Annotated in this window: 21 protein-coding genes, 2 tRNA genes and 1 riboswitch; of the genes, 8 read left to right on the forward strand and 15 right to left on the reverse strand. The window is 60.6% G+C overall.

Annotated elements, in window-relative coordinates:
* Nucleotides 1–45 precede the first annotated feature (45 nt).
* The 3 genes from J7412_RS00395 to J7412_RS00405 form a co-directional block, all read right to left on the reverse strand.
* Nucleotides 46–2283, reverse strand: coding sequence for a PAS domain-containing hybrid sensor histidine kinase/response regulator (locus tag J7412_RS00395; RefSeq protein WP_209075989.1), 2238 nt, complete (start codon nucleotides 2281–2283; stop codon nucleotides 46–48).
* Between the two features lie 68 nt (nucleotides 2284–2351).
* Nucleotides 2352–2948 carry a bifunctional nicotinamidase/pyrazinamidase gene (gene pncA, locus J7412_RS00400; protein WP_209075992.1) on the reverse strand — a complete coding sequence of 199 codons (597 nt, stop codon included), beginning with the start codon at nucleotides 2946–2948 and terminating at the stop codon, nucleotides 2352–2354.
* 127 nt (nucleotides 2949–3075) lie between these two features.
* Nucleotides 3076–3939 carry an N-formylglutamate amidohydrolase gene (locus J7412_RS00405; RefSeq protein ID WP_209075994.1) on the reverse strand — a complete coding sequence of 288 codons (864 nt, stop codon included), beginning with the start codon at nucleotides 3937–3939 and terminating at the stop codon, nucleotides 3076–3078.
* A gap of 147 nt (nucleotides 3940–4086) precedes the next feature.
* Here J7412_RS00405 and J7412_RS00410 point away from each other — a divergent pair.
* The 3 genes from J7412_RS00410 to J7412_RS00420 all read left to right on the forward strand — a co-directional run bounded on the left by J7412_RS00410 (nucleotide 4087) and on the right by J7412_RS00420 (nucleotide 5982).
* Nucleotides 4087–4161: transfer RNA gene (locus J7412_RS00410), tRNA-Val, on the forward strand.
* A 76-nt stretch (nucleotides 4162–4237) separates the two neighbouring features.
* The gene (ykgO, locus tag J7412_RS00415; RefSeq protein WP_008562923.1) at nucleotides 4238–4363 is read left to right on the forward strand and encodes a type B 50S ribosomal protein L36; all 126 of its coding nucleotides are present in this window, start codon (nucleotides 4238–4240) and stop codon (nucleotides 4361–4363) included.
* A gap of 308 nt (nucleotides 4364–4671) precedes the next feature.
* The gene (locus J7412_RS00420; RefSeq protein WP_209075996.1) at nucleotides 4672–5982 is read left to right on the forward strand and encodes an FAD-dependent oxidoreductase; all 1311 of its coding nucleotides are present in this window, start codon (nucleotides 4672–4674) and stop codon (nucleotides 5980–5982) included.
* Between the two features lie 198 nt (nucleotides 5983–6180).
* Here the strand turns inward: J7412_RS00420 and J7412_RS00425 are convergent, their stop codons facing one another.
* The 4 genes from J7412_RS00425 to petA all read right to left on the reverse strand — a co-directional run bounded on the left by J7412_RS00425 (nucleotide 6181) and on the right by petA (nucleotide 9962).
* Nucleotides 6181–7089, reverse strand: a complete 909-nt coding sequence (locus tag J7412_RS00425; protein WP_209075998.1) for a phosphotransferase — start codon at nucleotides 7087–7089, stop codon at nucleotides 6181–6183.
* Nucleotides 7090–7267: 178 nt separating this feature from the next.
* Entirely contained in the window at nucleotides 7268–8059 is a 792-nt protein-coding gene (locus J7412_RS00430) for a cytochrome c1 (RefSeq protein WP_209076000.1), read from the reverse strand.
* Nucleotides 8060–8073: 14 nt separating this feature from the next.
* On the reverse strand, nucleotides 8074–9390 hold the full coding sequence (gene petB / locus J7412_RS00435) for a cytochrome b (protein WP_209057808.1): 1317 nt from the start codon (nucleotides 9388–9390) through the stop codon (nucleotides 8074–8076).
* Between the two features lie 11 nt (nucleotides 9391–9401).
* Nucleotides 9402–9962, reverse strand: coding sequence for a ubiquinol-cytochrome c reductase iron-sulfur subunit (gene petA / locus J7412_RS00440; protein WP_209076002.1), 561 nt, complete (start codon nucleotides 9960–9962; stop codon nucleotides 9402–9404).
* A gap of 375 nt (nucleotides 9963–10337) precedes the next feature.
* On the opposite strand from petA, the gene J7412_RS00445 reads away from it, so the two are divergent.
* The 3 genes from J7412_RS00445 (at nucleotide 10338) to fdhF (ending at nucleotide 15857) form a co-directional block, all read left to right on the forward strand.
* The gene (locus tag J7412_RS00445) at nucleotides 10338–11288 is read left to right on the forward strand and encodes a LysR family transcriptional regulator (RefSeq protein WP_247743707.1); all 951 of its coding nucleotides are present in this window, start codon (nucleotides 10338–10340) and stop codon (nucleotides 11286–11288) included.
* Nucleotides 11289–11377: 89 nt separating this feature from the next.
* Nucleotides 11378–13069: an NAD(P)H-dependent oxidoreductase subunit E gene (locus tag J7412_RS00450; protein ID WP_209076005.1), complete on the forward strand. Its 1692-nt coding sequence runs from the start codon at nucleotides 11378–11380 to the stop codon at nucleotides 13067–13069.
* A 1-nt stretch (nucleotide 13070) separates the two neighbouring features.
* Nucleotides 13071–15857 carry a formate dehydrogenase subunit alpha gene (gene fdhF, locus J7412_RS00455; protein WP_209076007.1) on the forward strand — a complete coding sequence of 929 codons (2787 nt, stop codon included), beginning with the start codon at nucleotides 13071–13073 and terminating at the stop codon, nucleotides 15855–15857.
* Nucleotides 15858–16215: 358 nt separating this feature from the next.
* On the opposite strand, the gene J7412_RS00460 is transcribed toward fdhF, so the two are convergent.
* Together J7412_RS00460 and J7412_RS00465 are read right to left on the reverse strand one after the other, a co-directional pair.
* Entirely contained in the window at nucleotides 16216–16821 is a 606-nt protein-coding gene (locus tag J7412_RS00460) for a glutathione S-transferase (RefSeq protein ID WP_209077464.1), read from the reverse strand.
* Between the two features lie 12 nt (nucleotides 16822–16833).
* Nucleotides 16834–17472, reverse strand: coding sequence for an FMN-binding negative transcriptional regulator (locus tag J7412_RS00465; protein WP_209076010.1), 639 nt, complete (start codon nucleotides 17470–17472; stop codon nucleotides 16834–16836).
* A 62-nt stretch (nucleotides 17473–17534) separates the two neighbouring features.
* Nucleotides 17535–17742: riboswitch (FMN riboswitch) on the forward strand.
* Between the two features lie 78 nt (nucleotides 17743–17820).
* Between J7412_RS00465 and J7412_RS00470 the strand changes: the two genes are divergently transcribed.
* The gene (locus J7412_RS00470; RefSeq protein WP_209057822.1) at nucleotides 17821–18261 is read left to right on the forward strand and encodes a 6,7-dimethyl-8-ribityllumazine synthase; all 441 of its coding nucleotides are present in this window, start codon (nucleotides 17821–17823) and stop codon (nucleotides 18259–18261) included.
* A 7-nt stretch (nucleotides 18262–18268) separates the two neighbouring features.
* Here the strand turns inward: J7412_RS00470 and J7412_RS00475 are convergent, their stop codons facing one another.
* The 3 genes from J7412_RS00475 to dapF form a co-directional block, all read right to left on the reverse strand.
* On the reverse strand, nucleotides 18269–18922 hold the full coding sequence (locus J7412_RS00475; RefSeq protein ID WP_209076012.1) for a glutathione S-transferase: 654 nt from the start codon (nucleotides 18920–18922) through the stop codon (nucleotides 18269–18271).
* A 72-nt stretch (nucleotides 18923–18994) separates the two neighbouring features.
* Nucleotides 18995–20260 (reverse strand): tRNA (N(6)-L-threonylcarbamoyladenosine(37)-C(2))-methylthiotransferase MtaB, encoded by a 1266-nt coding sequence (gene mtaB, locus J7412_RS00480; RefSeq protein ID WP_209076014.1) that lies wholly within the window; start codon nucleotides 20258–20260, stop codon nucleotides 18995–18997.
* Nucleotides 20257–21111, reverse strand: a complete 855-nt coding sequence (gene dapF, locus J7412_RS00485; RefSeq protein WP_209076016.1) for a diaminopimelate epimerase — start codon at nucleotides 21109–21111, stop codon at nucleotides 20257–20259. The genes mtaB and dapF overlap by 4 nt, the downstream gene beginning before the upstream one ends.
* Before the next feature lie 98 nt (nucleotides 21112–21209).
* Here dapF and J7412_RS00490 point away from each other — a divergent pair.
* Nucleotides 21210–21285: transfer RNA gene (locus J7412_RS00490), tRNA-Lys, on the forward strand.
* Between the two features lie 132 nt (nucleotides 21286–21417).
* On the opposite strand, the gene J7412_RS00495 is transcribed toward J7412_RS00490, so the two are convergent.
* From J7412_RS00495 to J7412_RS00505, 3 genes are read right to left on the reverse strand one after another with little or no spacing between them, the layout of a single operon-like run.
* Nucleotides 21418–22488, reverse strand: a complete 1071-nt coding sequence (locus J7412_RS00495; RefSeq protein WP_209076019.1) for a DUF1513 domain-containing protein — start codon at nucleotides 22486–22488, stop codon at nucleotides 21418–21420.
* A 1-nt stretch (nucleotide 22489) separates the two neighbouring features.
* A complete protein-coding gene (locus tag J7412_RS00500) occupies nucleotides 22490–23524 on the reverse strand; it encodes an imelysin family protein (RefSeq protein WP_247743708.1) in 1035 nt (344 codons plus the stop codon).
* A complete protein-coding gene (locus tag J7412_RS00505; RefSeq protein ID WP_247743709.1) occupies nucleotides 23524–25044 on the reverse strand; it encodes a di-heme oxidoredictase family protein in 1521 nt (506 codons plus the stop codon). The genes J7412_RS00500 and J7412_RS00505 overlap by 1 nt, the downstream gene beginning before the upstream one ends.

Consider the following 25044-nt stretch of genomic DNA (forward strand, 5'->3'; position numbering starts at 1 on the left):
GGGGCGCAGCGTTGGAGGGAGCACTGGGCAGGTCTTTGGGCGGGACTAGGCGTCCAGTGGCTGAGAGCCGCGCGCCCGCAGGATATTGGCGAGTGTGTCCAACAACTCGGCCCGGCGCAGAGGCTTGCTCAGGAAGTCATCCATGCCCGCCTCAATGCAGGCCGCGCGGTCGCTGCTGTAAGCGTTGGCAGTGATGGCCACGATCTTGGGCTGTGTGATGCTGAGACGGCGGATTTCGCGGGTGGCATCAAGGCCATCCATCACCGGCATGGACATGTCCATCAGCACGATGTCAGGCTCCTCTGAAATGACTTGCACAACCGCCTCAGAGCCGTCCCCCGCCACGTAGAGACGCAGGGGCAGGTCTTTCAGCATCTTCTTGATCAGCAGCTGATTGGTGCGATTGTCCTCTGCCAGAAGGACTTTCACCCCCTCAAACAGGCTCTTATCAAGGCCCGATTTGGCCGGATCCTGTATGATGTCAGGGGCACGTGCCGAGGGGATGGCCACATTGATGGTGAAACAGGAGCCAACGCCCAGCGTGCTGGTGGCGGTCACATCCCCGCCCATCATGCGCGCGAGTTGCCGAGAAATCGCCAGGCCAAGACCGGTGCCACCAAATTGGCGGGTGGTATCCTTGTCGGCCTGCTCAAACTGTTCAAACACATGCGGGAGCCGGTTGGTCGAAATGCCGATGCCTGTGTCCGTGACCTGAATGGTCAGGCCATCGCCCCCTTCACTTTGCGCCACTTCGACACTGACACTGCCAAATTCGGTGAATTTGATGGCGTTGCCGATCACGTTCAGCAAGATCTGGCGCAGACGCCCGTGATCGCCCCACAAAAACTGGCGCAGGTCGTCCTGTATGTGGACATTGAGTGACAGATTTCGGGCATCGGCCTGCGGCTGTAGCAGGTTCACAATATCCTGAATGAGCGCCTTCAGATCAAAGCGGGACGGGTTGATCGCCATGCTGCCGCTTTGCAGTTTTGAGTAGTCCAGAATGTCGTTGATGATCGTCAGCAGCGCCTCAGAGGAGTGGCGGATGGTCTGCACATAGAGCGCCTGTTCCGGTTCCAGATTCGCATCAGACAGCAGATCCGCCATGCCAATAATGCCATTCATCGGCGTGCGGATCTCGTGGCTCATATTGGCGAGGAAGATGGTTTTGGCCTGCTCCCCGATTTCTGCGGCGCGTTTGGCCTCCGCCAGCTCTCGTTCATTCTGTTTCTGCAGCGTGATGTCACGCTCAATGGAGACGCAGATTTCCAGCTCGCCGTTTTCATCAAACACCGGCGCCACATTGCTTTCGACCCAATAGGCCTCTCCGGATTTGGTGTAGTTCATATTGACTTTGCGAGCGGTCCGCCCCGCCATGATACTCTCGCGCAAGCTGGCCTCCGCCTCAGGATCAGAGGCCGGGCCGTATTGGAACTCCGAAGGCCGCCGCCCGAGCACCTCTTCCAAAGCGTAGCCCGAGCGTTTGGTGAAGGCAGGGTTGGCCCAGAGGATACAGGCGTCTTTATCCAGCATCAAAACACCTTCGGCGGCGTTTTCCGGGATAGAGAGAAGACGTCGTGTTTCACGTTGCTGCGCCAGTAAAGAGGCGTTGGCCTTGGCAAGCGCCAGCGCCTGTTCGATCTGCTGGCGTTTTTGCTGCAAATCACCAAAACGGACCTTGGTGACGTAGTTCACAAAAGGCAGCATCGCATAGGCCACGAGCAGCGTGGCGCAAATATTGATAAGGAGCTGCGCGCCCTCCTGTCGCCCTGTGTAAATGTCACTGAGAAACAACAGCGGGACAGTCAGCCCGAAGACCATAATACGCACTGTCGCTGCGGCGCGGTGGTAAGAATACGCCATGATCGCGTTGATAGACGAGGCAATAAAATAGCTGAGGCAGAGCAACAGCCCGACTTCGCCCGGCAGGGATGTCCACATCACAGAAACAAAAACCGCGAGACCCGCCGCCTGAGCAAAGGCGCTGAGGGTGGACTGGCGCTCGATGCGTTGGATCGGCACCCCAGCTTTCATACGCGCCTTGATGTTGCGTAAAACCAGCAGGTCGATCGCATCTCCGGCAAGTGCGGCGGCGAGTGCTATGAGGCCCAGCTGGAGAGATACAGCCGCCATGATCAAGGTTGCACCAAGAACCTCGACCACCAGCCGGCTGGTCGCGTAGCGGCGTCGGCCGCGCGCATAGCGCTCTAGTCTACCAGACCGAGTGTTTTTCCGGTCAAATGCTGCGAGCGCCTGCCTCAGTTCCAATATACCCGCTGACATACGTTTACTCCCAAAGGCAACGTATTATGCGTGGCGGCAAAAGGTTAATAATTTTCAAATCGTTAATACTATATGCGAGACACACCAATAGATTGTAGTGTACTCCAAGCGGCGGCCAAAGATCCATCTAAATCAATGCCGCGGCAAAGTGCCTCTTCCACCGTGACATCAAAGCCCAACCGCGCGGCATCCTGTGCCGAAAAATTCACACAGAAATCCGTGGCCAACCCCACCAGTGTCAGCGCGGTGATCCCGCGGGTGCGCAGGTAGCCTTCAAGCCCGGTTGGGGTGGTCTGATCGTTTTCAAAAAAGGCGGAATAGCTGTCGATGGCCGGGTTCATGCCTTTGCGGATGATCAAATCGGCCCGATCCACATCCAGCCTGTCATGAAACGCCGCGCCTGCGCTGCCCTGCACGCAGTGATCAGGCCACAGCACCTGCGGGCCATAGGGCATCTCGATCAGATCATAAGGCGCTTTGCCTGCGTGGCTGCTGGCAAAGGAGGAATGGCCTGCGGGGTGCCAATCCTGTGTCAGCACCACCGTGTCAAAGGCGGCCATCCGTGCGTTGATGCCTGCCACGATCAGGTCACCTTCGGACACCGCCAATGCGCCGCCGGGGCAAAAGTCGTTCTGGACATCAATCACGATCAGGGCGCTGGACATGGCTCTCTCCTCTTGTGTGCGCGCAATCTGACGAAGCCTGCACGTAAGGTCAATGAAAGCGCGGCGTCACAGGGAATCAGAGAGCCTCAGCAGGGATGTGTGAAACATCAGTGGGCCGCTGGCGCGTTTATTCGGCGGCCAGATCCTGCTCTGGTGCAGCGCCGATTTCGGAAATCTCTGCAATGACACTCCGCAGCCGTGTGCGGAAACTGTCAAACTCCGGCAGCGGCGCGATCCGCGCCTCATCCATATAGAGCGCGCGGTCAATCTCGACCTGAATGGCGTGCTGGCGGCGGTGCGGGCGGCCGTATTGCTGGGTCACATAGGCGCCGGCAAAAGGCGTGTTGCGCGACACGGTGAATCCGGCGCGCACAAAGGCGGCCTCGATCCGGTCCACGATCTCCACATCCGCAGCCGCGCCAAAGCGGTCGCCAAGCACGATCTCTGGCGCATTGCCGCTGCGGCGGGCCGCACCAGCGACTGCCTCATGGGGCATGGAGTGGCAATCAATCAGAATCGCTTCGCCAAATTGGTTGTGCGCGGCGGCGAGGAGATTCGTAAGCGCGCGGTGATAGGGCCGCCAGTAGTGCTCCACCCGGTGATCGGCCTCGGCCCGACTCATTTTGCCGTGATAAATCGCCCGCCCATTGGCCACCACGCGGGGAATCACCCCAAGACCGGAGGCGACTCGCGGATTATGACCCACCTTGCGCACGCCCTGAATCAGCGCAGGATCAAGTTCTTCGGCCGCGCGGTTGAGATCCAGCAATGCGCGGGGGGCATTGGCCACCAGAAACGGCGCGCCAAAGCATGGGGCATCCGCAAACAGCTGATCCACAAAGGCATCCTCTGAGGAGCGAATCGTATGCGCGTTGAGCAGGGAACGCCGGACAAACCACTCCGGATAGTCATTGCCGCTGTGCGGAGAGGCAAAAACCACCGATGTCCGGCATGTTTCAGGGGCAAAAATGTGATAAGCCTGCGTTTGCATCGTCTCTCCTGTTCCAACAAAGTATAGACGCAAAAATTACTGTGCCAAAAGCCCTTGATCCCCCCCGCGACTCCTTTTATAGAAGCCGCCACCGGCGCGGATTTCCGCGCCCCTTTCATTAGGGGTCAGGACGTATACGTCGGTAAAGGGCGATTAGCTCAGCGGTAGAGCACTTCGTTGACATCGAAGGGGTCACTGGTTCGATCCCAGTATCGCCCACCATGAATTCATCGCCTCTCTGAGGAGAGGTCCCGTAACCCCAGGCGCAATGCAGCGCCGCGAAATGAGGAGAAGACCCATGAAGGTCAAGAACTCGCTCCGCTCGCTCAAGAACCGGCACCGTGATTGCCGCGTTGTGCGCCGCAAGGGCCGCGTTTACGTGATCAACAAGACCCAGCGTCGCTTCAAAGCACGTCAGGGCTAAGTCGAAAGACTTGCATCACAGAGTTGAAGAAGCCGCCCTTTGGGCGGCTTTTTTGTGTTTGGGGTTTGGGATTCGCTGAGGGATCAGCAGAAGGGCGCTGCCCTCGTCACATCAAAGATGTGACTTCACCCGGGATATTTTCGGCAATGAGAAGATATTGGCAGGATGGCGGGCAACTGTTCTCTGGCAGCGACTGGCGGACCGCCGCACCACCTATTGTCTGACATTCTGCTTGACTGCGGCGCGCTATGGGGCGTCTTTTTCCCAAAAGGCGCAAATGCCGGGTTTCAAAAGGCGGGGAATAGAAATTGGCCAAAGACAGTGTTCAGACCGATGTGCTGGTGATTGGGGGCGGAACGGCAGGATTCGGGGCCGCGATTGCGGCCGCGCGGCAGGGGCTTGCGGTGACGCTTCTGGAGGCGACCCATAAGGTGGGCGGCGTGATGGCCTTTTGCCCCGGCATGCCCTGGGGCGGGGCCTACCCGATGGATCGCATCATTGGCGGGTTGATCGAGGAGCTGACCGACAGACTGGCCGCGATGGATCCGCCTGCTGCAGAAAAACGCGCCTGTACGCTGGAGAATTTCGGGCCCGAGATCATCTATGACCACGACGTGGCCACCCTGACCATGTTTGAAATGCTGGAAGAGGCCGGTGTGCAGGTCAGGCTGGGGGCGCTGGCGATCGCGCCGGAGATGGCGGGCCACAGCATTTCCGCGGTGCAGTGTTGTGACCGGCACGGGCCGTTCACGGTGAAGCCCAAGATCGTCATTGATTGTTCGGGAGATGGCGACATCTCCGCCAAAGCGGGGGTGCCTTACGCTTTGGGCGATGCCTCCGGCAATATGATGGCGGTGACCATATCGTTTTTCATGATGGGCGTGGACTGGGACCGCGCCTTTGCCGATTCCGATCCGTATTTTCAGGCTTTTGCGGCCAAAGGCATTGCCGCGGGGCGGCTGCACGCGGATCTGGCGCAGCTTTACCTGATGCGCGGGTTTCATCCGGGGACGGTGTTTTGCAATTCGGTGCATGTGCGGGGCGTGGATGGCACGGATCCTGTGGCGGTGGCCGCCGCGACTCAGGAAGGGCGCAGGCGGTGCCATCAGCTGGCGCAGTTCCTGCAAAGCGATGTGCCCGGATTTGCTGAAGCGCATATGGCGATGCTGTCGCCCACGGTCGGGGTGCGCGAGACCCGCAAGCTGCAAGGGGTTTACCGGCTGACCGGCGCGGATCTGGCCCGCGCCACCAAGTTTGCCGATGGCATTGTGGCCTGTGACAACCCGGTGGATGATGTGATGCGCGCCGAAGGGGAGATGACCCATCACGCCGCGCTTGAGGCGGGGCAGTTTTACACCATCCCGTTTCGCGCGCTTTTGCCTGAGCACATCCCCAACCTGATGTTTGCCGGGCGGATTCTGTCGGCGGATCCGGTGGCCTTTGCCTCAGTGCGCGGCATGCCGCAATGCATGGCGATGGGACAGGCCACCGGCACGGCCGCGGCGCTGGCCTTGCGCGCCAATGCGCCTGTGCAGGAGGTGCCCCACGCGCAGCTTGTGCAGATGTTGCAGGAGCAGGGGCTTGACCGGCTGGGGACAGCAGAGCTGGCTGCGGAATGAGACGAGGAAGCGGGGGGTTTTAGGGGCGCTGCCCCTGCCACCGCAAGCGGTGGCTTCCCCGGGATATTTTGGGAATGAGAAGCTTGGGCGGGGCTTTGCTTGGAAAGCGAGAGGGCTCCGGGGCGCCCATGACCTGCGGTGGTTGCCGGCACTAAGGCGAGAAGCAAATTGGCGGTTTCCGCCGGTGTTATGAAGTTCTCATACGAGTGGCGGGATACCGCTGGCAGACCAAGAGCGGATCAGCGCTTCTGCTTTGTCGCCAACCACATGTCCGACCGGCCTTGAGGCAAGATCGCTCAGAGCAATCATGTCCAGAACCCGTGCCTGTTGTTGCCAGTCCTCGGTGATCAGAGGGGCGGCATCCTCAAAGGCTTTGACAAACGAGTGCAGGAAGCCTTGGGGATATTCGGAGGCAAACCGGCAGAAATTGCCCACATCGGCAAATGGGCAGCCTGAATGGGCAAATTCCCAATCAATGAAAGCTTTGAGCTTCCAGCGCCCGTCAACGCGGTTCACGATGATATTCTTCGGGTTCATATCCGAGTGCACCAAGCGGCTGATCTGGTTCAGGGGGGCCAATATCTCGAAGTTTTGCGTGCAGAGCTCGTTCCACCCCGCGACCTCAGAAGAGGTGAAACGCCCTGACTTGCCGAGCCATTCGGTACAAAGCGATGCCAATTGATGCGCTTGCGGAAGGGTTTTGCCGACCGACAGATCGCCGTCTGTGAAAAACCCGGGACGGTCAAACGCAACGGTCCCAATCGCGGCAACGGATTGGCCAAGCTGGGCGGCCAGTGCTTCGCCTTCACCCGCGGCGATGCCGGTGCGTAGCAGCTCTTCCAAGGTCTGGCCTTCGACGAACTCAGAAACCAAAAACCCTACGCCACAGGCAATGACCTCCGGAACAGGGACAACGGTTTTTGCCCGGTTGAGAATCGCGGCTTCAATGTGGGAGCGGGCGTCTCCGAAGCGCAGGACAACGCGCCTGTTGTCTGCACAGGTGACCAGCCAGGTCTCCCGAGAGTGTCCGCCTGAGAGCGCCTGTGCCGAGGTGACCGAGATGCCAATATCAGACATAATGGCCGCTATTCTTGAAAGGTCGGTCATACCTGTTGATGCCCTTTTTCAGGTGCGATGGGTAGGTGGGGCTAGAGCTTGAACCAGCGCAACCAAGGGCGGCCTCAGCCTAAACATGCCTGCGCGAAGCCATCACAGCGACTCTAAAATGAAAAAACGCCGCCAACTTTCGTTGACGGCGTTTCTCTTATCTTGCTCAGGTCGGGCCTTAGAGGTCCAGCTTTTTGCCTTTGACCGGTGCCCAGAGCTTTTTGTTGGTCAGGTAGAGCAATGTGCTCAGAACCACCAGGAACAGAACCCCGGTCAGACCGGCTTGCTTGCGGGCCATCATCTTGGGTTCTGCTGCCCACATCAGGAAGGCAGAGACGTCTTCGGCTTCGTGGTGCAGGGAGTTGGAGTGGCCGTCGGCAAATTCCACATCCTCACCGTAAAGCGGCGGCGCCATGGCGATCCAGCCACCTGGGAAGGCGGTGTTCTCATAGAAGGTGGTGCCCGCTTCCTCTTTCTCCTCGCCGGTGTAACCGGTCAGGATCGAGGCGATGTATTCCGGGCCACCCATGCCTTTGACCAGCTGGTTGATCCCAGTGCCGTAAGGGCCGTGGAAACCAGCGCGGGCCTTGGCCATCAGGCTGAGGTCCGGTGCGCTTTCCAGACCACTTTCCGGGAAGTAGTCGGTTGGTTTGCGCGGGCGGTCGTCATCCAGCTCAGGGTCATAGATGTCAAACTGCGCCGCGTAAGCGCGCACCTGATCTTCGGGCAGGTGCGGGCCGCCCTCGTCTGCGAGCGTGCGCAGGGGCACGTAGCGCATCCCGTGGCAGGCCGAGCAGACCTCGGTGTAGACCTGAAGGCCGCGCTGCAGCTGGTTCTGGTCAAATTTGCCGAACGGGCCTTCGAAGGAGAAGTCCACATCGTGAATGTGGCCCGCGCCGCCTGCGGCCATGGCACCACCTGCTGACAGGGACAGTGCCGCGAATGCGATAATGCTAAGCTTCTTAAGCATGGCTGTTGTCCTTATTACTCGGCAGGCTTGATGTCATAATGGGCGTTGAAGTCTTCCTCGATGGTCGCCGGCGGAGTTGTCGGCTTCTCGATGATGCCCAGAAGCGGCATGATCACGAGGAAGTAGGCAAACCAGTAGGCAGACGCCACCAGAGAGATCCAGTCATAGGGGAACTTGGCTTCCTGAGCACCGACCCACATCAGAACGATGAAGTCGACAACCAGCAGCGCGTACCACCATTTGAACATCGGACGGAAGCGGCCGGAGCGGACACGGGAGGTGTCGAGCCAAGGCAGCAGCGCCATCACGATGATCGCACCAAACATCGCCAGAACACCGAAGAATTTCGCATCGATGATGCCACCGGTGATCCAGTTCACGGCCATCACAACCCAAACGTCGGCGGTGAAGGCACGCAGGATCGCGTAGAACGGCAGGAAGTACCATTCAGGCACGATGTGTGCAGGTGTCGCCAGCGGGTTGGCTTCGATGTAGTTGTCCGGGTGGCCGAGGTAGTTTGGCATGAAGCCCACAACCGCGAAGAAGATGGTGACAACAATCGCCAGACCCACGAGATCTTTGATCACGAAGTAGGGCCAGAATGGCAGCGTGTCTTTCTGGGCTTCTTCTTTGGAGCCACGACGCACATCAACACCGGTTGGGTTGTTGTTGCCGGTGGTGTGGAACGCCCAGATGTGGACGATCACCAGAGCGGCAATCACAAACGGCAACAGGTAGTGCAGCGAGAAGAAGCGGTTCAGGGTGGCGTTGTCCACCGCAGGGCCGCCGAGCAGGAAGGTCTGCAGGCCTTCACCCACAAACGGGATCGCGCCAAACAGGCCGGTGATCACGGTCGCGCCCCAGAAGGACATCTGGCCCCAAGGCAGAACGTAGCCCATGAAGCCGGTGGCCATCATCAACAGGTAGATGATCATGCCGACGATCCACGTGATTTCACGCGGCGCCTTGTAGGAGCCGTAATACATGCCACGGAAGATGTGGATGTAGACCGCAAAGAAGAACAGCGATGCGCCGTTCATGTGGATGTAACGCAGCATATGGCCGCCGTTCACATCGCGCATGATGTGCTCGATGGAGGCAAAGGCCAGATCAACGTGCGGGGTGTAGTGCATCACCAGAACGATGCCGGTGACAATTTGCAGCGCCAGGCAGAAAGCCAGAACGATGCCCCAGATCCACCACCAGTTCAGGTTCTTGGGGGTCGGGATCATGATGGTGTCGTAAATCAGGCCAATCACCGGCAGGCGGCTTTCAACCCATTTTGCGCCCTTAGACTTGGGCTCGTAATGATCGTGTGGAATTCCGGACATGATCGCGTTCCTTATCCTAGAACCAGTTCGCTGCCTTCAAAGCGGGCGAGCGGAACATGCAGGTTTTGGGGGGCCGGACCTTTGCGAATGCGGCCGGAAGTGTCGTAGTGGGAGCCGTGGCAGGGGCAGAACCAGCCGCCGAACTCACCTGCGCCGTCGCCCAGAGGCACACAGCCAAGGTGGGTACACACACCCATCATGACGAGCCATTCGCCGGTTTCATCCATCGCGCGGTTTTCATCCGCAGCGTCGGTGCCGGGCTTGTTGGCGTTCTGGCTGGTGGCGTCGATGGTCAGGTCTTCCAGAGCAACCGCACGGGCGGCGTCGATCTCATCCTGCGTACGGCGACGGATAAAGACCGGCTTACCAAGCCACTTCACGGTCAGCTGGGTGCCTGGCTCAATGCCCGAAATATCCACGCGAATCGAGGACAGCGCCCGCACATCCGCGGAGGGGTTCATCTGATTGACCAGTGGCCAGACGGCTGCACCGGCAGTGACTGCGCCTGCGCCAGCGGTGGCGTAGTAGAGAAAGTCTCTGCGGGTGCCTTCGTGATCTTCTGCGTGGGACACGAGGTTCCTCCATTAAGCGACCGCAACAGCGGCCTATAAATACTTTCCGGCCACGGTTGCCCGCAGCCTTTCATGGGCGGTTTTTAACGAAGGTGGTGCAACCCGTCCAGCGCGCAGTCACATCAGGAGGCGCATCGCGGCTCTGTGTCGCGCTTAACAGAAGATTGAGAGTGGCGCGAATGTCGCACATTCCACTGGAACCTCTTACTTAGGCGCTGTCTGAGCCGCCTCAAGGGGCGGGTGTGAAAATTCTGAAGAATCGCCAAAACCGCTGAAATTCATGGGTTTTGACGCGGATTCCATGAATTTTGCGCGGCGGGCACATGCCGCAGCCCGCTGCGCTGCAGGTCGCTCAGAGGCCAAGGCGATTCGCGTTTGGCTGGCTCCGTTGGCGCAAAGCGGCTAGTGCTTGCAGTGTCGCTCACTTCGGAGATCTGCGCCGTGATTAGCCTGAAAGACCTCGAATTTCTCACCTCACTGGCACGTCACGGGCATTTTGCGCGCGCCGCTGAGGAGTGTGGCGTCTCTCAGCCAGCCTTCAGCATGCGCATCCGCAAACTGGAAGAGCGGCTCAATGCGGCGATTGTGAAACGGGGCAACCGGTTTCAGGGGTTCACCCCCGAAGGTGAGGCGCTGATGCGGCATGCCCGCAAGATCATGGACGGGATGAAACTGCTGGAAGAGGAGTTCCGCTCAGCCGGAGGCGAGGTCACTGGCCAGCTCTCGCTTGCGGTGATCCCAACCGCCGTGGGATTTGCCGCGCAGGCCGTGGGGCAGTTGCGCGCCGCCCACCCCGCGATCACGGTGCGGCTGCAGACAGCCTCGTCACTGACCATCCAGCAGGGGCTGGAAAAGCGCGTGTTTGATGCGGGCATCACCTATGGCGAGGGCGTCTCCCCAGAGATGATGCGGGTCGAGCCGCTTTATGAGGAGCGCTATGTTCTGGTGGCGCCAAAGGCGCTGGCACCACGCAAAACCGGCACGGCGACATGGGCGGAGGCGGCGGAATTGCCCCTGAGCCTGCTTGAGCCGAGTATGCAGAACCGGCGCATTCTGGATCTGGTGTTCCGCGACGTGGGTGTGGTGCCCTCTGTGGTGGCGGAGACCGGCGAGTTCACCTCCTCGCTGCTGATGGCCGCAAACGGTGTGGCGGCAACAGTGATTCCCGAAGGATTGCTGCACAGTCTGGGAGAAATGCAGGACATCGTTGCCCTGCCGCTGGGCGATCCTGCGGTGGAAAAGAACGTCAGTTTGGTCACGCCACACCGGCTGCCGGGGCTGTCTACGGTGGAAGCTTTACGTAACGTCCTCAAGCTCGGCGCATGATAAGCAATGCTTATCTACGGATAAGAAATGCCTGATTGATCATCAGCCTTTGTGATGTCACCCTATGTCGATCTGGTAGGGAGAGCACTATGGTACCGCTGGACGATTCAAAAGGCGTTTGGAAAAAGAAGGGCACCGGCAAATCACGCCGTACGCCCAAAGGCCGTCAGGTGGATGATTCCGCCTTAAACGAAATACAGGCGCTGCTGGGCGACAGGCCACGCCGCCGCGATCTGCTGATCGAATTTCTGCATCTGATTCAGGATAGTTACGGGCATCTGTCCGCAGCGCATATCCGTGCGTTGGGCGAAGAGATGCGTCTGGCGCAGTCAGAGATCTATGAGGTGGCGACATTCTATGCGCACTTCGATGTGGTGGCCGAGGATGAGACCCCGCCCCCTGCCCTGACGATTCGCGTGTGTGATTCGCTGTCCTGCGAGTTGGCCGGGGCCGAGCAACTGCGCAAAGCGCTGGAAATCGGCATGGACCCGTCGGAAGTGCGCGTGCTGCGCGCTCCTTGCATGGGCCGCTGTGACACCGCCCCTGTGGTCGAAGTGGGCCACAACCACATTCTGCATGCCACCCATGAAAAGGTGAACGCCGCGATCCATGCCGGGGAAACCCATCCGCAGATCGGCGACTACCAGGGGCTGGCGGAATATAAGGCTGATGGCGGCTATCAGACCCTGCGCGCCCTGCGTGAGAACGGCAATTGGGAAGAGGTGCAGGAGCAGATCAAAGAAGCTGGCCTGCGTGGCCTTGGTGGTGCGGGCTTCCCGTCTGGCACCAAATGGGGCTTTGTGCGCGCCAACCCCGGCCCCCGCTATCTGGCGGTGAACGGGGACGAAGGCGAGCCCGGCACCTTCAAGGACCGCCACCATCTTGAGCGCAACCCGCATATGTTCCTTGAGGGCATGCTGATTGCGGCCTGGGCTGTGGAAGCGGCGACCTGCTTTATCTACATGCGCGACGAGAACCCCGGTGTGATCAAGATCCTTAAAAAGGAGATCGCGCATCTGGTGGAAGAAGGCATCGTGTCCGAAGACTACATCGACGTGCGGCGCGGCGCGGGTGCCTATATCTGCGGCGAAGAAAGCGCGATGATCGAATCGATCGAAGGCAAGCGCGGCCTGCCCCGTCACCGCCCACCGTTTGTGGCGCAGGTCGGTATCTTCAACCAGCCGACCCTCGTGCACAATGTGGAGACTCTCTACTGGGTGGCGCGGATTGCCCGTTTTGGCCCTCAGGTGCTGAATTCGGTGGAAAAGAACGGCCGCAAGGGTCTGCGCAACTATTCGGTGTCCGGCCGTGTGGCGGAACCGGGCGTCTACCTGCTGCCGGCAGGCTCCACCATTGATGACATCATCGAAGCGGCGGGCGGCATGGCAGAGGGCCATGTCTTCAAAGCCTATCAGCCCGGCGGCCCCTCCTCCGGTCTGCTGCCAGCATCCCTGAATGATGTGCCGCTGGATTTTGACACCCTGCAACCGCATGGCACCTTTATCGGCTCCGCCGCTGTGATTGTGCTCTCTGATCAGGACAGCGCCAAAGATGCGGCTCTAAACATGCTCAAATTCTTTGAGGATGAGAGCTGTGGCCAATGTACCCCCTGCCGCACCGGCTGTGAAAAAGCGGTGAAGCTGATGCAGGCGGACAGCTGGGATCAGCCGCTTCTGGAAGACCTGTGTCAGGTGATGGGCGATGCCTCCATCTGTGGTCTTGGGCAGGCGGCCCCCAACCCGATCCGCCTTGTGATGAAACACTTTGGGGAGGAGATCTGAGATGGCTGACGGTGCACAACTGAACATGGTGACCTTCTCTCTGAACGGCAAAGATGTGACCGTGCCGGAAGGCACAACGATCTGGGAAGCCGCCAATGGCGACGGCTTTGTGATCCCGCATCTGTGCCACAAACCGGCCAAGGGCTATCGTCCGGACGGCAACTGCCGCGCCTGTGTGGTGGAAGTGGAAGGGGAGCGCACGCTTGTGGCCTCCTGTATCCGCCCTGCCAGCGACGGCATGGTGGTCCACACCGAAAGCACCCGCGCCAAGAAGGCCCGCGAGATGGTGATCGAACTTCTGGCTGCGGATCAGCCGGAGGTGAAGCACGACGCCAGCAGCCATTTTGGCGCGATGGCGGCGCAAGTTGGGGTGGAACAGTCTCGATTCCCCGCCAAAGCGCCTGAGGCGGTGCCGCTGTTGGATGCCTCTCACGTGGCGATGAGCGTCAATCTGGATGCCTGCATCCACTGCAACCTCTGTGTGCGGGCCTGCCGCGAGGTTCAGGTGAATGACGTGATTGGCATGAGCGGGCGCGGCGCGTCTTCTCAGATCGTGTTTGACCAGAACGACCCGATGGGCGGCTCAAGCTGTGTGGCCTGTGGCGAATGCGTTCAGGCCTGCCCGACCGGCGCCCTGATGCCAGCCACCATGCTGGATGAGACCGGCGCGGGTGACAGCGCGGATTATGACCGCGAAGTTGAAAGCGTCTGCCCGTACTGCGGTGTTGGCTGCCAGATCAAGTTCAAGGTCAAAGACGACAAGATCAAATATGTCGAAGGCATTGATGGTCCGGCGAATGAAAACCGGCTCTGCGTCAAAGGGCGCTTCGGGTTTGACTATATTGAGCACCCCCACCGACTGACCAAGCCGCTGATCCGTCGCGACGACGCGCCAGCCAAAGGTCTGAACGTGGATCCGGGCAATCTGATGACCCATTTCCGCGAAGCAAGCTGGGAAGAGGCGCTGGATGCGGCGGCCGGTGGGCTGTCAAAGCTGCGCGCAGAAAAAGGCACGAATGTTGCCGGATTCGGCTCTGCCAAATGCTCCAACGAAGAAGCCTATCTGTTCCAGAAGCTGATCCGTCAGGGCTTTGGCCACAACAACGTGGACCACTGCACCCGTCTGTGTCACGCCTCCTCGGTGGCAGCGCTTTTGGAGAACGTCGGCTCCGGCGCGGTGACCGCCACCTTCAACGAGATCGAAAACGCGGATGTGGCGATCACCATCGGCTGTAACCCGATCGAGAACCACCCGGTTGCGGCGACCTACTTCAAGCAGTTCACCAAACGCGGTGGCAAGCTGATCGTCTGTGACCCGCGCGGCGTGGGGCTGGGGCGCTATGCCTCCCACAAGCTGCAGTTCAAGCCGGGCGCGGATGTGTCCATGCTGAACGCGATCATGCATGTGATCGTGGAAGAAGAGCTTTATGATGAAGCCTATATCTCGCAGTTCACCGAGAACTGGGAAGAGATGAAAGCCCATCTGAAGGACTTCAGCCCGGAAGCGATGGAGCCGATCTGTGGCATCGATCCTGAGCTGCTGCGCGACGCGGCACGCACCTTTGCCAACGGCAAGGCCGGCATGATCTTCTGGGGTATGGGCGTCAGCCAGCACATCCACGGCACCGACAATGCCCGCTGCCTGATCAGCCTTGCGCTGATGACCGGCAATGTGGGCAAGCCGGGCGCCGGTCTGCACCCGCTGCGTGGTCAGAACAACGTGCAGGGCGCTTCTGATGCGGGCCTGATCCCGATGTTCCTGCCCGACTATCAGTCGGTGATGGACGACGGTGTGCGTTCGGCCTTCACCAAGGTCTGGGAAAGCGAAGACTTCTCCAACCAGAAGGGTCTGACCGTGGTTGAGATCATGGATGCAATCCATGAAGGCGACATCAAGGGCATGTATATCCTCGGGGAAAACCCGGCGATGTCTGACCCGGATGTGGATCACGCCCGTGCCGCACTGGCCAAGCTTGACCATCTGGTGGTGCAGGACATCTTCCTGACCGAGACCGCCAACTATGCCGATGTGATCCTGCCAAGCTCTGCGTGGTATGAGAAATCCGGCACGGTGACCAACACCAACCGTCAGGTCCAGATGGGCCGCCCTGTCACCCCGCCTCCGGGCGAGGCGAAAGAAGACTGGTGGATTGAGGTCGAGCTGGCTAAACGTCTGGGTCTGGACTGGTCTTACACGCACCCCAAAGAGGTGTTTGCCGAGATGAAGCTCAACATGGGCAGCCTCGACAACATCACCTGGGAGCGTCTGGAAGGCCAAGCGGTGACCTATCCGTCGCTGAGCCCGGAAGATCCCGGTCAGGCGATTGTGTTTGGCGATGGCTTCCCGCGCGAAAGCAAGCGTGCGCGCTTCACACCGGCGTCGGTGATTGCACCGGATGACACCCAGAGCGATGAGTATCCGATGGTGCTGATCACAGGGCGTCAGCTGGAGCATTGGCACACCGGGTCGATGACCCGCCGCGCCACCACGCTGGATGCGCTGGAACCAGAAGCAAACTGTTCGCTGCACCCCTCCACCCTGCGCAAGCTGGGCGTGGAGCCGGGTGAGTACCTCACGCTGTCCACCCGTCGCGGTTCTGTCACCGTGATGGCGCGGGCCGACCGTGCGGTGGCACCGGACAACGTGTTCCTGCCCTTTGCCTATGTGGAAGCAGCGGCCAACATCCTGACCAATGCGGCGCTGGACCCCTACGGGAAAATCCCGGAGTTCAAATTCTCCGCCGTGAAAGTCGAGAAAGCCGAAACGCCGACCATCGCGGCAGAGTAAAACTCAGGGCATCGCCCGTCCGCGGGTGGGCGATGCTCCCTTCTGTTCAGCGCGCTTTATGGATCGGCGCTCTGAACCCCTAAAGCATCTTCCTTAAAATCTGAGGCGCTTGGTCTCTGCCAAAACGCAGGCGGCGAAGCCGACCAGCCCCCGACCCTCCCCGCGGGAGGGGGCTTCACCCCCACCCAGGGTCGGGGGCCGGTCTATGTGACCCCTTACAGTCGTTGCAGATCTGTGGGACGATGATCTGGAATATGTCTCTAACACTGCAAAATCGCCCATCCATAGGGGCGGACGGGCGATGCCCGGCGGCGCGCTGCGCCTTTGCTCCGGGCCAAAGCCAATTCAGTCACAAGGCTCAGTCAGAGGGCATGGTGGCCAGCATACTGTCGCGCTTGGCAAATTCCGCATACCAGCCCGCAAGCCCGTCACGACCCTGCCGCCAGTTGCGGTCGCCATGGCGGAAATCAAGATAGCCCAGCGCACAGCCCACAGCGATCTGCCCCATATCCAGCGGGCCAAAGAGATGGCTCATCCAGCGTTCATTGATCGCGTCCAGCGCGCCGGTGACCTTGCCCCATTGCGCCTCAATCCAGGCCTCTGAGACAATCTCCTCCGGGCGCACGCGGCGCTCATAGACCGCCAGCACCGCCGCATCCAAAATGCCGTCTGCGGTGGCCTCCAGTGTGAGCACATCCCAGAGGCGCTCCTCTGGATAGAGATCCGCTCCCGCGCGCGCCACCAGATAGCGGCAGATCACGCGGCTGTCGTAGATCGCAGGGCCATCCGGGCGCACCAATGCGGGGATCTTGCCCAGTGGGTTGGCCGCAGCGGCCTCATCGGCGGTGGCCACGGGCGTGGTTTTGACCCGCACCAGCTCCACATCATCGGTTTGCCCGGTCTCTGCCAGGGTGACATTCACCTTGCGCACAAAGGGAGAGGCCGGGGAATGGATCAGTTGCAACTTGGACATCTCTTACTCCATATCAGGGTCTGCAAAGGGAGATTGCATCAGGGCGGCAAGCTCCCGTGTTTCACTGCCAAACCCATGTGCGGCCATCTGCGCCGCAGCGGCGTGGCGCACATCTGTGGGTTTGTTCTGGCCCAACTTCCAGGTGCCCTGCACATCCTCGATATGCAGCCGGAAAGGCAGGATCATGCGCAGCATGCGCGCGAAGGCATCTGCATCCATCTTGTCGCGGGTCCAAAGCGGTTTTGGCACCAGATGGGCCTCAAATTGCGCGGACAGGCGATCCAGCAGATCGGGCAGCGCCTCGCTCGCAAGCGGCTCCAGCCGGCCGGTGAGATGCACCGCCACATAGTTCCATGTAGGCACCTGATCACCCACGCCGTACCAGTCAGGTGAGACATAGCTGTCAGGGCCAGTCACGGCGAGGCGCGCAGGCACCGCAGATTTGGCTGCGCGCACCATGGGATTTGAGCGCACAAGGTGCAGATCGGCATAATCGCCCGCCTCAGAAATGAGAAACGGCACATGGGACAGCAGCGGTGCCTCCTCCGCCCCTGAGAGTGCCAGAGTGCCAAAGCCACGCTCGCGCGCAAAGGCGAGGTTTTTCTCGGTTGCCGTGCCGCGAAAGGCTGGGTTGGGGTGCATAAAAACCTCACGTCGTTCGTTGCGCGCGATGTTGCAAAGCTGACCCCATGTTGGCAAGGTGCCATCGTTCTCAGGGCGGGGTGAAATTCCCCACCGGCGGTATGCGGGCACGACCCGTAAGCCCGCGAGCGGCGTCTTTGTTTGGATGCATCCACATCCCCAAAATTGGGAACCGGTTTTGGGATAAGATGTGGCGCCAGAAAAGATGTGTCAGCAGATCTGGTGAGAGGCCAGAGCCGACGGTTAAAGTCCGGATGAAAGAGAACGTGCGATGGGTGTGGCCGTGGGGCTGCGCCTTATGCGTACGTAATCGCCTTGGGTGACGTGTCTGAACCAAAGGAGATTACGATGACACACACCCGATTTGCCTTCATCAAGGCACAATGGCATGCCGATATCGTCGATCAGGCGCTCAAAGGGTTTTGCGAGCTGATCCCGGACGCCCAAGTGGATGTTTTTGACGTGCCCGGCGCGTTTGAAATGCCCCTGCTGGCGCGTGATCTGGCCGAGAGCGGCCAATATGGCGCAGTAGCTGCCGCCGCGCTGGTGGTGGATGGCGGGATCTACCGCCATGATTTTGTGGCCCAAGCCGTGGTGGATGGTCTGATGCGGGCCGGATTGGACAGCGGTGTGCCCGTACTGTCCGTGTCGCTCACCCCGCACCATTTCCAGGAAACCGAGCACCATATGGCGATCTACAAAGCGCATTTTGTGGAAAAAGGCCGCGAGGCCGCCCGCGCCGCGCTTGGCATTCTGAAAACCCGCGAGTCGCTTCAGAAAGCCGCCTAAGCGGCTCTTAGCACCCTGACTTTTCAATGTGCCCGCAGAACACTGTGGGCGCATCCCCCGCCTGCCAGACCGGCAGTTTGGGCATGATGTTGGCAAAAGCATCAGACTCCAGAAACCGCGCCAGCCAATCGGCAAGGTTGGGCCCTGCCTCCGCATCAAAACGGGTTTTGTCGATAAAGGCGAACTGGCGCACAAAGGGCAGGATCGCCATATCCGCCAAGCTCGGTTTGTCTCCAAAGAGCCAGCCCTCTCCCAGCTGATCTTCCAGGTTGTTCAGAAACTGCATGGCTTCTGCGCGGCTTTCTTCGGGATCGGCATCCGCATAGCGCGTGTGATACTTCGTGCGGTCGAGCGCGCGCTTAAACGGGCCATCCGCCTCTTCAATCAGCGCGAATCCGGCCTCCGGCATCGCAAGCCAGCTTTCAGGATCATTGTGGTGCAAGGCCCAGAGCATCACATCCAGGCTTTCATCAATCACCTCTGCGCCGTCTTTCAAGCACGGCACAGTGCCGCTGGGCGAGGTTTCAAGAAAGGCCGCCGCCTTGTCGCGCAGCAGGATTTCGCGCAGCTCCACAGACACACCCGAGACCGCCACCGCCAGCCGCGCCCGCATGGCGTAAGGGCAGCGCCGAAAAGAATAGAGAATCGGGGCCTCTGTCATGGTCTCACGTTTCCTCTTGCCTCAAATATCCCGGGGGAATCGCGCCTGCGCGATGGGGGCTGGCCCCCAATCTCATGATGCCAGCAGCTGGGTCCCCTGCACACCGGTGATTGCCGCTGTGACAATCGCGCCTTCCTGCTGGGGCGCGTCAAAATGCACCTCGGTGAACTGCTCTGTGCGGCCCCTATGGGCGTTTTCCATCAGGATGTGATGGGTTTTGCCAAGCTGTGCGGCGAGATGTTTGGCCACCTGCGCCTCACCTGCGGCGCGCAGCTCAGCGGCGCGGGCTTTGATGATGGTGCCATTCACCTGACTTGGGATTTTGGCCGCAGGCGTGCCTTCGCGCTTGGAATAGGGGAAGACATGCAGCCATGTGAGGTCACATTCCTGCACAAGCTTCAGCGAATTGGCAAAATGCGCGTCTGATTCTGTGGGGAAACCCGCGATGATATCGGCGCCGAAGGTCATCTCCGGGCGCAGCTTTTTGGCTTCTTCGCAGAATCGGATGGCATCATCGCGCAGATGACGCCGCGCCATGCGCTTGAGAATCAGATCATCGCCATGTTGCAGGCTCAAATGCAGATGCGGCATCAGGCGTGGCTCGGTCGCAATCGCCATCATCAGGTTCTCATCCACCTCGATGCTGTCAATCGAGCTGATGCGCAGGCGCGGCAGATCCGGCACCAGCTTGAGAATGCGCATCACCAGATCGCCCAATTTGGGCTGCATCGGCTGATCCGCGCCCCAGCTGGTGAGATCCACACCGGTCAGCACCACCTCGTTAAAGCCTTTGTCCACCAGACGTTTGATCTGATCGACCACCACACCGGCAGGCACAGAGCGCGAATTGCCCCGGCCATAGGGGATGATGCAGAAGGTGCAGCGGTGGTCACAGCCGTTTTGCACCTGCACATAGGCGCGCGAGCGGGTGCCAAAGCCGTCAATCAGATGGCCTGCGGTTTCGGTGACGGACATGATGTCGTCGACCTGCACCTTTTCGGTCTCGCCAATGAAATCGGCAGCCATGCCCTGCCATGTGGCGGGGTTCATTTTCTCGGTGTTGCCGATGACTTTGTCGACCTCGCCCATGGCGGCGAAGGTTTCCGGCTCGGTCTGTGCAGCACAGCCGGTGACAATGATCTGCGCGTCCGGATTTTCGCGACGCAGGCGGCGAATCTCCTGACGGCTTTTGCGCACGGCTTCGGCGGTCACCGCGCAGGTGTTCACAATCACGGCGTTTTCCAACCCTGCGGACTGCGCCATGTCTTTCATTGCCTCGGATTCGTAGGAATTCAGACGGCACCCAAGGGTGGTGAACTTCGGCGGGGCGGCTGTCATTTGGCGCGCTCCAGAAAAGCTTCGGTGAATTGGCCGGTGAACACATGCTCGGTGGTGCCGGTCATCCAGACGCCGTCCTCGGCCCAGTCGATCCACAGCGTGCCGCCGTCCAGATCAATCTGCACCTTGCGGCCGGTGAGACCGCGACGCGCAGCGGCCACGGCGGTGGCGCAGCTGGAGGAGCCTGAGGCGAGTGTGATTCCCACGCCGCGCTCCCAGACCCGCATGCGGATGTGATTCTCCCCCACAATCTGGGCGACCTGCACATTTGTGCGCTCAGGATACAGCGGATGATGCTCATGCGCCGCGCCAAAGGCGGCCAGATCCACCGCCGCGACATCATCCACAAAGAAGGTGCAATGAGGATTGCCCATGCCGGTGGCGGTTGGCGCACCGTTGATGGGCAGCTCCAGCGTGTCCATGGCCTCAGAGAGGGGAATCTCATTCCAATTCAGCTGCGGCTGGCTCATATTGACCGAAACAAGCCCTTCGCCTGCTTCGCGGGCAAACAATGTGCCACGATCTGTGGTGAGGGTCAGCGACTCAGCCCCGGTTTCATCCATCAGATGGCGCGCAATACAGCGCGTGGCATTGCCACAGGCCGCAGAGGTGGAGGCATCGGCGTTATAAAACGTCAGATGCGCGTCTGCATTGCGGCCTGCTGCGCCATGGGTGATCACCGCAAGCTGATCAAAACCCACGCCTTTTTGCCGGTGGGCAATCGCGGTGATCTGGCTGTCGGTCAAATCGAATGTGCGCGCACGTGCATCCACCACGACAAAATCATTGCCGAGACCATGCATTTTCATGAACGTCAGAGGGGTTTGAGCACGTGTATCCATTGCGCGCATATACGCCCGAAACAGATTAGTTTCCAGTCGTGTGATTTTTTTCTACGAATCCGCTTGACCCCCCCCGCAGCTAACTCTAAAAGCCGCCCTCACAGAGTGGGCCGTTAGCTCAGTTGGTAGAGCAACTGACTTTTAATCAGTGGGTCGTAGGTTCGAATCCTACACGGCTCACCACTTTAACCGATTGATCGGTAAACGAAAAACGGGCAGCGATTTCGCTGCCCGTTTTCGCTTTTACAGGTCCGGCTTTTTTCGCACCCGATCCCCACGAGCCTCTTTTTAAGGTCTGCGGCAAAGACCGGCGTGTCAGGTGCCGATCGGCACCAGATGATTGTCAAACTGAAGGTGGTGCTGCCTGGCGGCCTCGCCCAGAGTGCCGACAGCGCCGGTGCCGGTGGCAAAAAAGAAACCCTTTGCGCTGGCTCCGATTCCACAGACGTCGTCTTCGGGCTGCGCCTGCAGGAATTGGCCACTGGCGAGGTCAAATACATGCACCACGCCGCCGCGAGGCGAGGTGATCGCCACGGCGCGCCCATCGCCAGAGATCGCCACACTGCCGGCATAGCCATCCAGCGCGCGGTGGAGGCGCTCTGGCGCTTGCAGGAGCCTGATATCACCACCGCGCCGGTGCAGGCCCAGAAGCGGCGGTGCGGCCTCCTCAGCGCCCTGCCACTGCATCGCAAGCGCCACGGTGCCATCAGCATGAAGGGCGAGGTGCCGGATTGAGTTCTTATGCAGCGCGGGCGGCAGGGAAACCGTTTCGAGAATCGCACCAGACAGATCGAGATAACTGAGATTTGGCGCCATGGTCGGCAGGTTCAGTTTGGCACGCCCCATGTCGGGGTGGGTTTCAATGCCGCCATTGGCGACCACAAGGCTCTGCCCGTCGGGCATCAGGCGCATCTCATGCGGGCCGACGCCGCCGGAGGAGACCTCTCCTAGGCGCTGGTAGCCTGCAGCCACGTCCCAGATGCCAATCACGCCCAGACCAGCCTCATAATCGTTCTCTGTGGTGAAGAGCCGCGCGCCATCCGGTGAAAACGCGCCGTGGCCGTAGAAATGCCGCCCCTCCGGGGCCTCAAGCCGCGCCAGCACCGTGCCATCGCGGCAATCCAGCGCCAGCGCGAAAGTGCCAGGACGGCGGGCGAAGGCCACCGCTTCGGCGCGTGCGGGATGGGCCGCAGCGGCATGGCCGCGCGCTTGCAAGGGGATGGTAAAGCTGATCTCGCCCGCATCTGTCAGCCCTGCGAGCAGAAAGCGCCCGTCAGGGGCACGTGCGGCAGACAGAAAGGTCGGGGTGCCGACGCTGGCCCAGCTGGCCGAGGGCAGAAGGCTGCTGGCGGCAAGACCTGCCAGCATGCGGCGGCGGCTGACCATGTTAGTCGCCATCGAGCGCGTTGAAGCCCGCGCTCACGCCCAGCGCGGGGCCAAGCTCCAGCGTGGTGATTTCGCGGGCGCGGTCGATGTATTGCTGCAGAATTTCGACCCTAAACCGGCCCTGAACCTCCGCAACACCGGCAAAGACCGGATCATCCTGCAGCTCTTCGGCCTGTGCTGCGATGAGTGCAAAGGCCTGTGTGTATTCCTCAGCGATCAGCGGGGATTGAGCAGAAAGCAGTGCAGCCAGTTCGCCCAGCGCGGCGGTGGAGGTTGCCACATTGCGCAGGCTGCGACCGGAGCGGCGGGCCTCTGCGCGGGTGGGACGGGGTTTGTCAAAGCTGCCGAGTGGGCGGCCCAAACGCACCTCTGAATCAAACTGCAGCCCCGCATCCAGCGCTTTATAGATCACCTGAAGGGCTTCTGCGTCGGTTGTGTAGGGACCAGCCTCTGAAGGGTCTGTGAGCTGCGCCGCGTAGCCTTCGCTCCAGTCGGTGAGAATCATCTCTGATTGCAGCGCGATGTCTGACGCCACCCGCCGCACCAAGGCGCAGTGATAACTCACATCGCCCAAGGTGCTGAGCTGTGTGTCATAGAGCAGAAACTCCAGCCCGAAGAAGCCGCGACCGGCCACGGAGACGGTTTGAAATTCTGTCTCTGAGTCGATCACCGGATCTTCATCAGCAATCAGGGCGGAGAGGGCTTTCGGGGTGAAACCTTTGGTGTCGGGCCAGAAGGCCAGCGCAAAGGCGCGGTCATTGGTTTCGGTGGGGCCAAAACGCAGGTGACTAACACCCATCCAGGCGTCAAAGGCCGCGTGATAGGCCGCGCGCAGGGTTTCAGAGGTGGGGCTGCAATTGGCATCCGCCGCCTCGCTGAGGGTCGCTGTGGTGGCGGCAAGGTGATCAAACCTCGGCAGGATATGCTGCGACACCGCCGCGTCGACCAGCGCGCCCTGATCGACGCGGATCTCTTCCTGAGCAAAAGCAGGCATGGCAAGGCTGAGCGCGCAGGCAATAAGGGCGGGTTTCATCATCAGAGGCTCTCCAGAAAGCGGATCAGGGCGGCGCGGTCTTCGGGGGGCATCGCGATCACGCGCTGCTTCACAGCTTCGGCCTCCCCGCCATGCCAGAGCACCGCCTCCAGCAGGGACCGCGCGCGGCCATCGTGCAGGAACTGGCTGTGGCCGGAAACCCGTTCGGTAAGCCCCACCCCCCAGAGCGGCGGCGTTCGCCATTCGCGGCCCGTGGCGCGGGCTTCGGGGCGGTTGTCGGCCAAGGCCTCACCCATGTCATGCAGCAGCATGTCGGTGTAGGGCCAGATCAGCTGAAAACTCTGGGCGGGCTGACCGACGAGACGGTGGGTGACATAGGCGGGACGGTGGCAGGAGGCGCAGCCGGTGTCATAAAACACCTCTTTGCCGCGCAGCACCTCCGGCGCGTCCACATCGCGGCGCGCAGGCACCGCCAGATTGGCGCTGTAGAAGGTGGTGAGATCGAGCCCAACATCATCCACCTCAAAGACGCGCACGTCTTTGTCGCCGTGAATGGCATTCACACAGTCCACCTGCGTGTCGGTGCAATCCCCGTGGCCTTTGGTGAACAGCGGGCTGGAGATGCCGATGTCGGTGGCAAAAGCGCCGGCGGTCTGCTGGCGCAGGGTGGGCGCACCGGCCTTCAGGCCAAAGCGGCCCAGCATCGGGCGCTGAAATTCGCGCGACCAGACAATATTGGCGCGGCCTGAAATGCCATCACCATCGACGTCATCCGGATCGGTGTTGGCAAGAATATCTGCGGCAGGAATGGCCTCGAGCAGGCCAAGGCCGATCATCTGCGGCGCGACACGCGGGCTGAACATCACATCGGGGTGGAACGCCCCGTAGCCGAGATCACGGGTCGAGAAGGTCGGGCGGCGCAGGGTGGCCACTTCGCCACCTGAGAGCGCCACCTCAAAGCTGTCGTAGGCGACGTCTATATGCGCCTCTGCGGGATGGCCCGGCAGGCTGAAATCCTGAATTTGGCGGCCATAGTTCGGCTCCGGGCGGGTGCCGACAAAGCCTTCGATCTCATAGATTTGCTCGGATTGTGTGCCGGGGATGGACAGCTTGAGCGCGAAGGAAATCGCGTCATCTTCAGGCCCGTCCGGCGCATGTCCGCGCCCGCCGCGCATGTGGCAGCTTTGACAGGCGCGCGCATTGTAAAGCGGGCCAAGGCCGTCAGAGGCTAGCGTGGAAGTGGGCGAAGACACCCAAAGCTTGTCAAACATCGCCTCGCCCAGCCGGAAATCGAGACCGGCGTCGATGCCAAGATTGGCGGAGGGTTGATCAAAGGCCAGATCATCGCGGCGCACCGGCACGGTGGCGGCCCCGGCGGGGCGGGCCTCAAACGGCTGCGGTTTGGAAAAATCGGTGGGGGGCGCTGTGACCTTGGCGATGCGCGCGGCTTCCTCAGCGGTGCGCGGCACAATGGTCAGATGGCGGTCATCAAGGTCTTGCGCGCGGGCAGCGCTGGCAAGGGTGCAGAGAGCCGTGGCTAGGAGAAAAGATTTGGCTGGCAT

This window comes from Shimia sp. R9_3, assembly GCF_017743755.1.
Taxonomy (GTDB): domain Bacteria; phylum Pseudomonadota; class Alphaproteobacteria; order Rhodobacterales; family Rhodobacteraceae; genus Shimia.

What these genes read in the sequence shown, in the direction of transcription:
- J7412_RS00465 (WP_209076010.1), bottom strand. Translation starts at nt 17,472, where the DNA reads ATGCACCCCAACCCAGCCTTTCGCGGCACGGCAACCGAGAAAAACCTC.
- J7412_RS00475 (WP_209076012.1), bottom strand. Translation starts at nt 18,922, where the DNA reads ATGACAGAGGCCCCGATTCTCTATTCTTTTCGGCGCTGCCCTTACGCC.
- fdhF (WP_209076007.1), top strand. Translation starts at nt 13,071, where the DNA reads ATGGCTGACGGTGCACAACTGAACATGGTGACCTTCTCTCTGAACGGC.
- J7412_RS00500 (WP_247743708.1), bottom strand. Translation starts at nt 23,524, where the DNA reads ATGATGAAACCCGCCCTTATTGCCTGCGCGCTCAGCCTTGCCATGCCT.
- J7412_RS00450 (WP_209076005.1), top strand. Translation starts at nt 11,378, where the DNA reads ATGGTACCGCTGGACGATTCAAAAGGCGTTTGGAAAAAGAAGGGCACC.
- ykgO (WP_008562923.1), top strand. Translation starts at nt 4,238, where the DNA reads ATGAAGGTCAAGAACTCGCTCCGCTCGCTCAAGAACCGGCACCGTGAT.
- pncA (WP_209075992.1), bottom strand. Translation starts at nt 2,948, where the DNA reads ATGTCCAGCGCCCTGATCGTGATTGATGTCCAGAACGACTTTTGCCCC.
- mtaB (WP_209076014.1), bottom strand. Translation starts at nt 20,260, where the DNA reads ATGACAGCCGCCCCGCCGAAGTTCACCACCCTTGGGTGCCGTCTGAAT.
- petB (WP_209057808.1), bottom strand. Translation starts at nt 9,390, where the DNA reads ATGTCCGGAATTCCACACGATCATTACGAGCCCAAGTCTAAGGGCGCA.
- J7412_RS00495 (WP_209076019.1), bottom strand. Translation starts at nt 22,488, where the DNA reads ATGGTCAGCCGCCGCCGCATGCTGGCAGGTCTTGCCGCCAGCAGCCTT.
- dapF (WP_209076016.1), bottom strand. Translation starts at nt 21,111, where the DNA reads ATGCGCGCAATGGATACACGTGCTCAAACCCCTCTGACGTTCATGAAA.
- J7412_RS00470 (WP_209057822.1), top strand. Translation starts at nt 17,821, where the DNA reads ATGACACACACCCGATTTGCCTTCATCAAGGCACAATGGCATGCCGAT.
- J7412_RS00425 (WP_209075998.1), bottom strand. Translation starts at nt 7,089, where the DNA reads ATGACCGACCTTTCAAGAATAGCGGCCATTATGTCTGATATTGGCATC.
- J7412_RS00395 (WP_209075989.1), bottom strand. Translation starts at nt 2,283, where the DNA reads ATGTCAGCGGGTATATTGGAACTGAGGCAGGCGCTCGCAGCATTTGAC.
- J7412_RS00405 (WP_209075994.1), bottom strand. Translation starts at nt 3,939, where the DNA reads ATGCAAACGCAGGCTTATCACATTTTTGCCCCTGAAACATGCCGGACA.
- J7412_RS00505 (WP_247743709.1), bottom strand. Translation starts at nt 25,044, where the DNA reads ATGCCAGCCAAATCTTTTCTCCTAGCCACGGCTCTCTGCACCCTTGCC.
- J7412_RS00430 (WP_209076000.1), bottom strand. Translation starts at nt 8,059, where the DNA reads ATGCTTAAGAAGCTTAGCATTATCGCATTCGCGGCACTGTCCCTGTCA.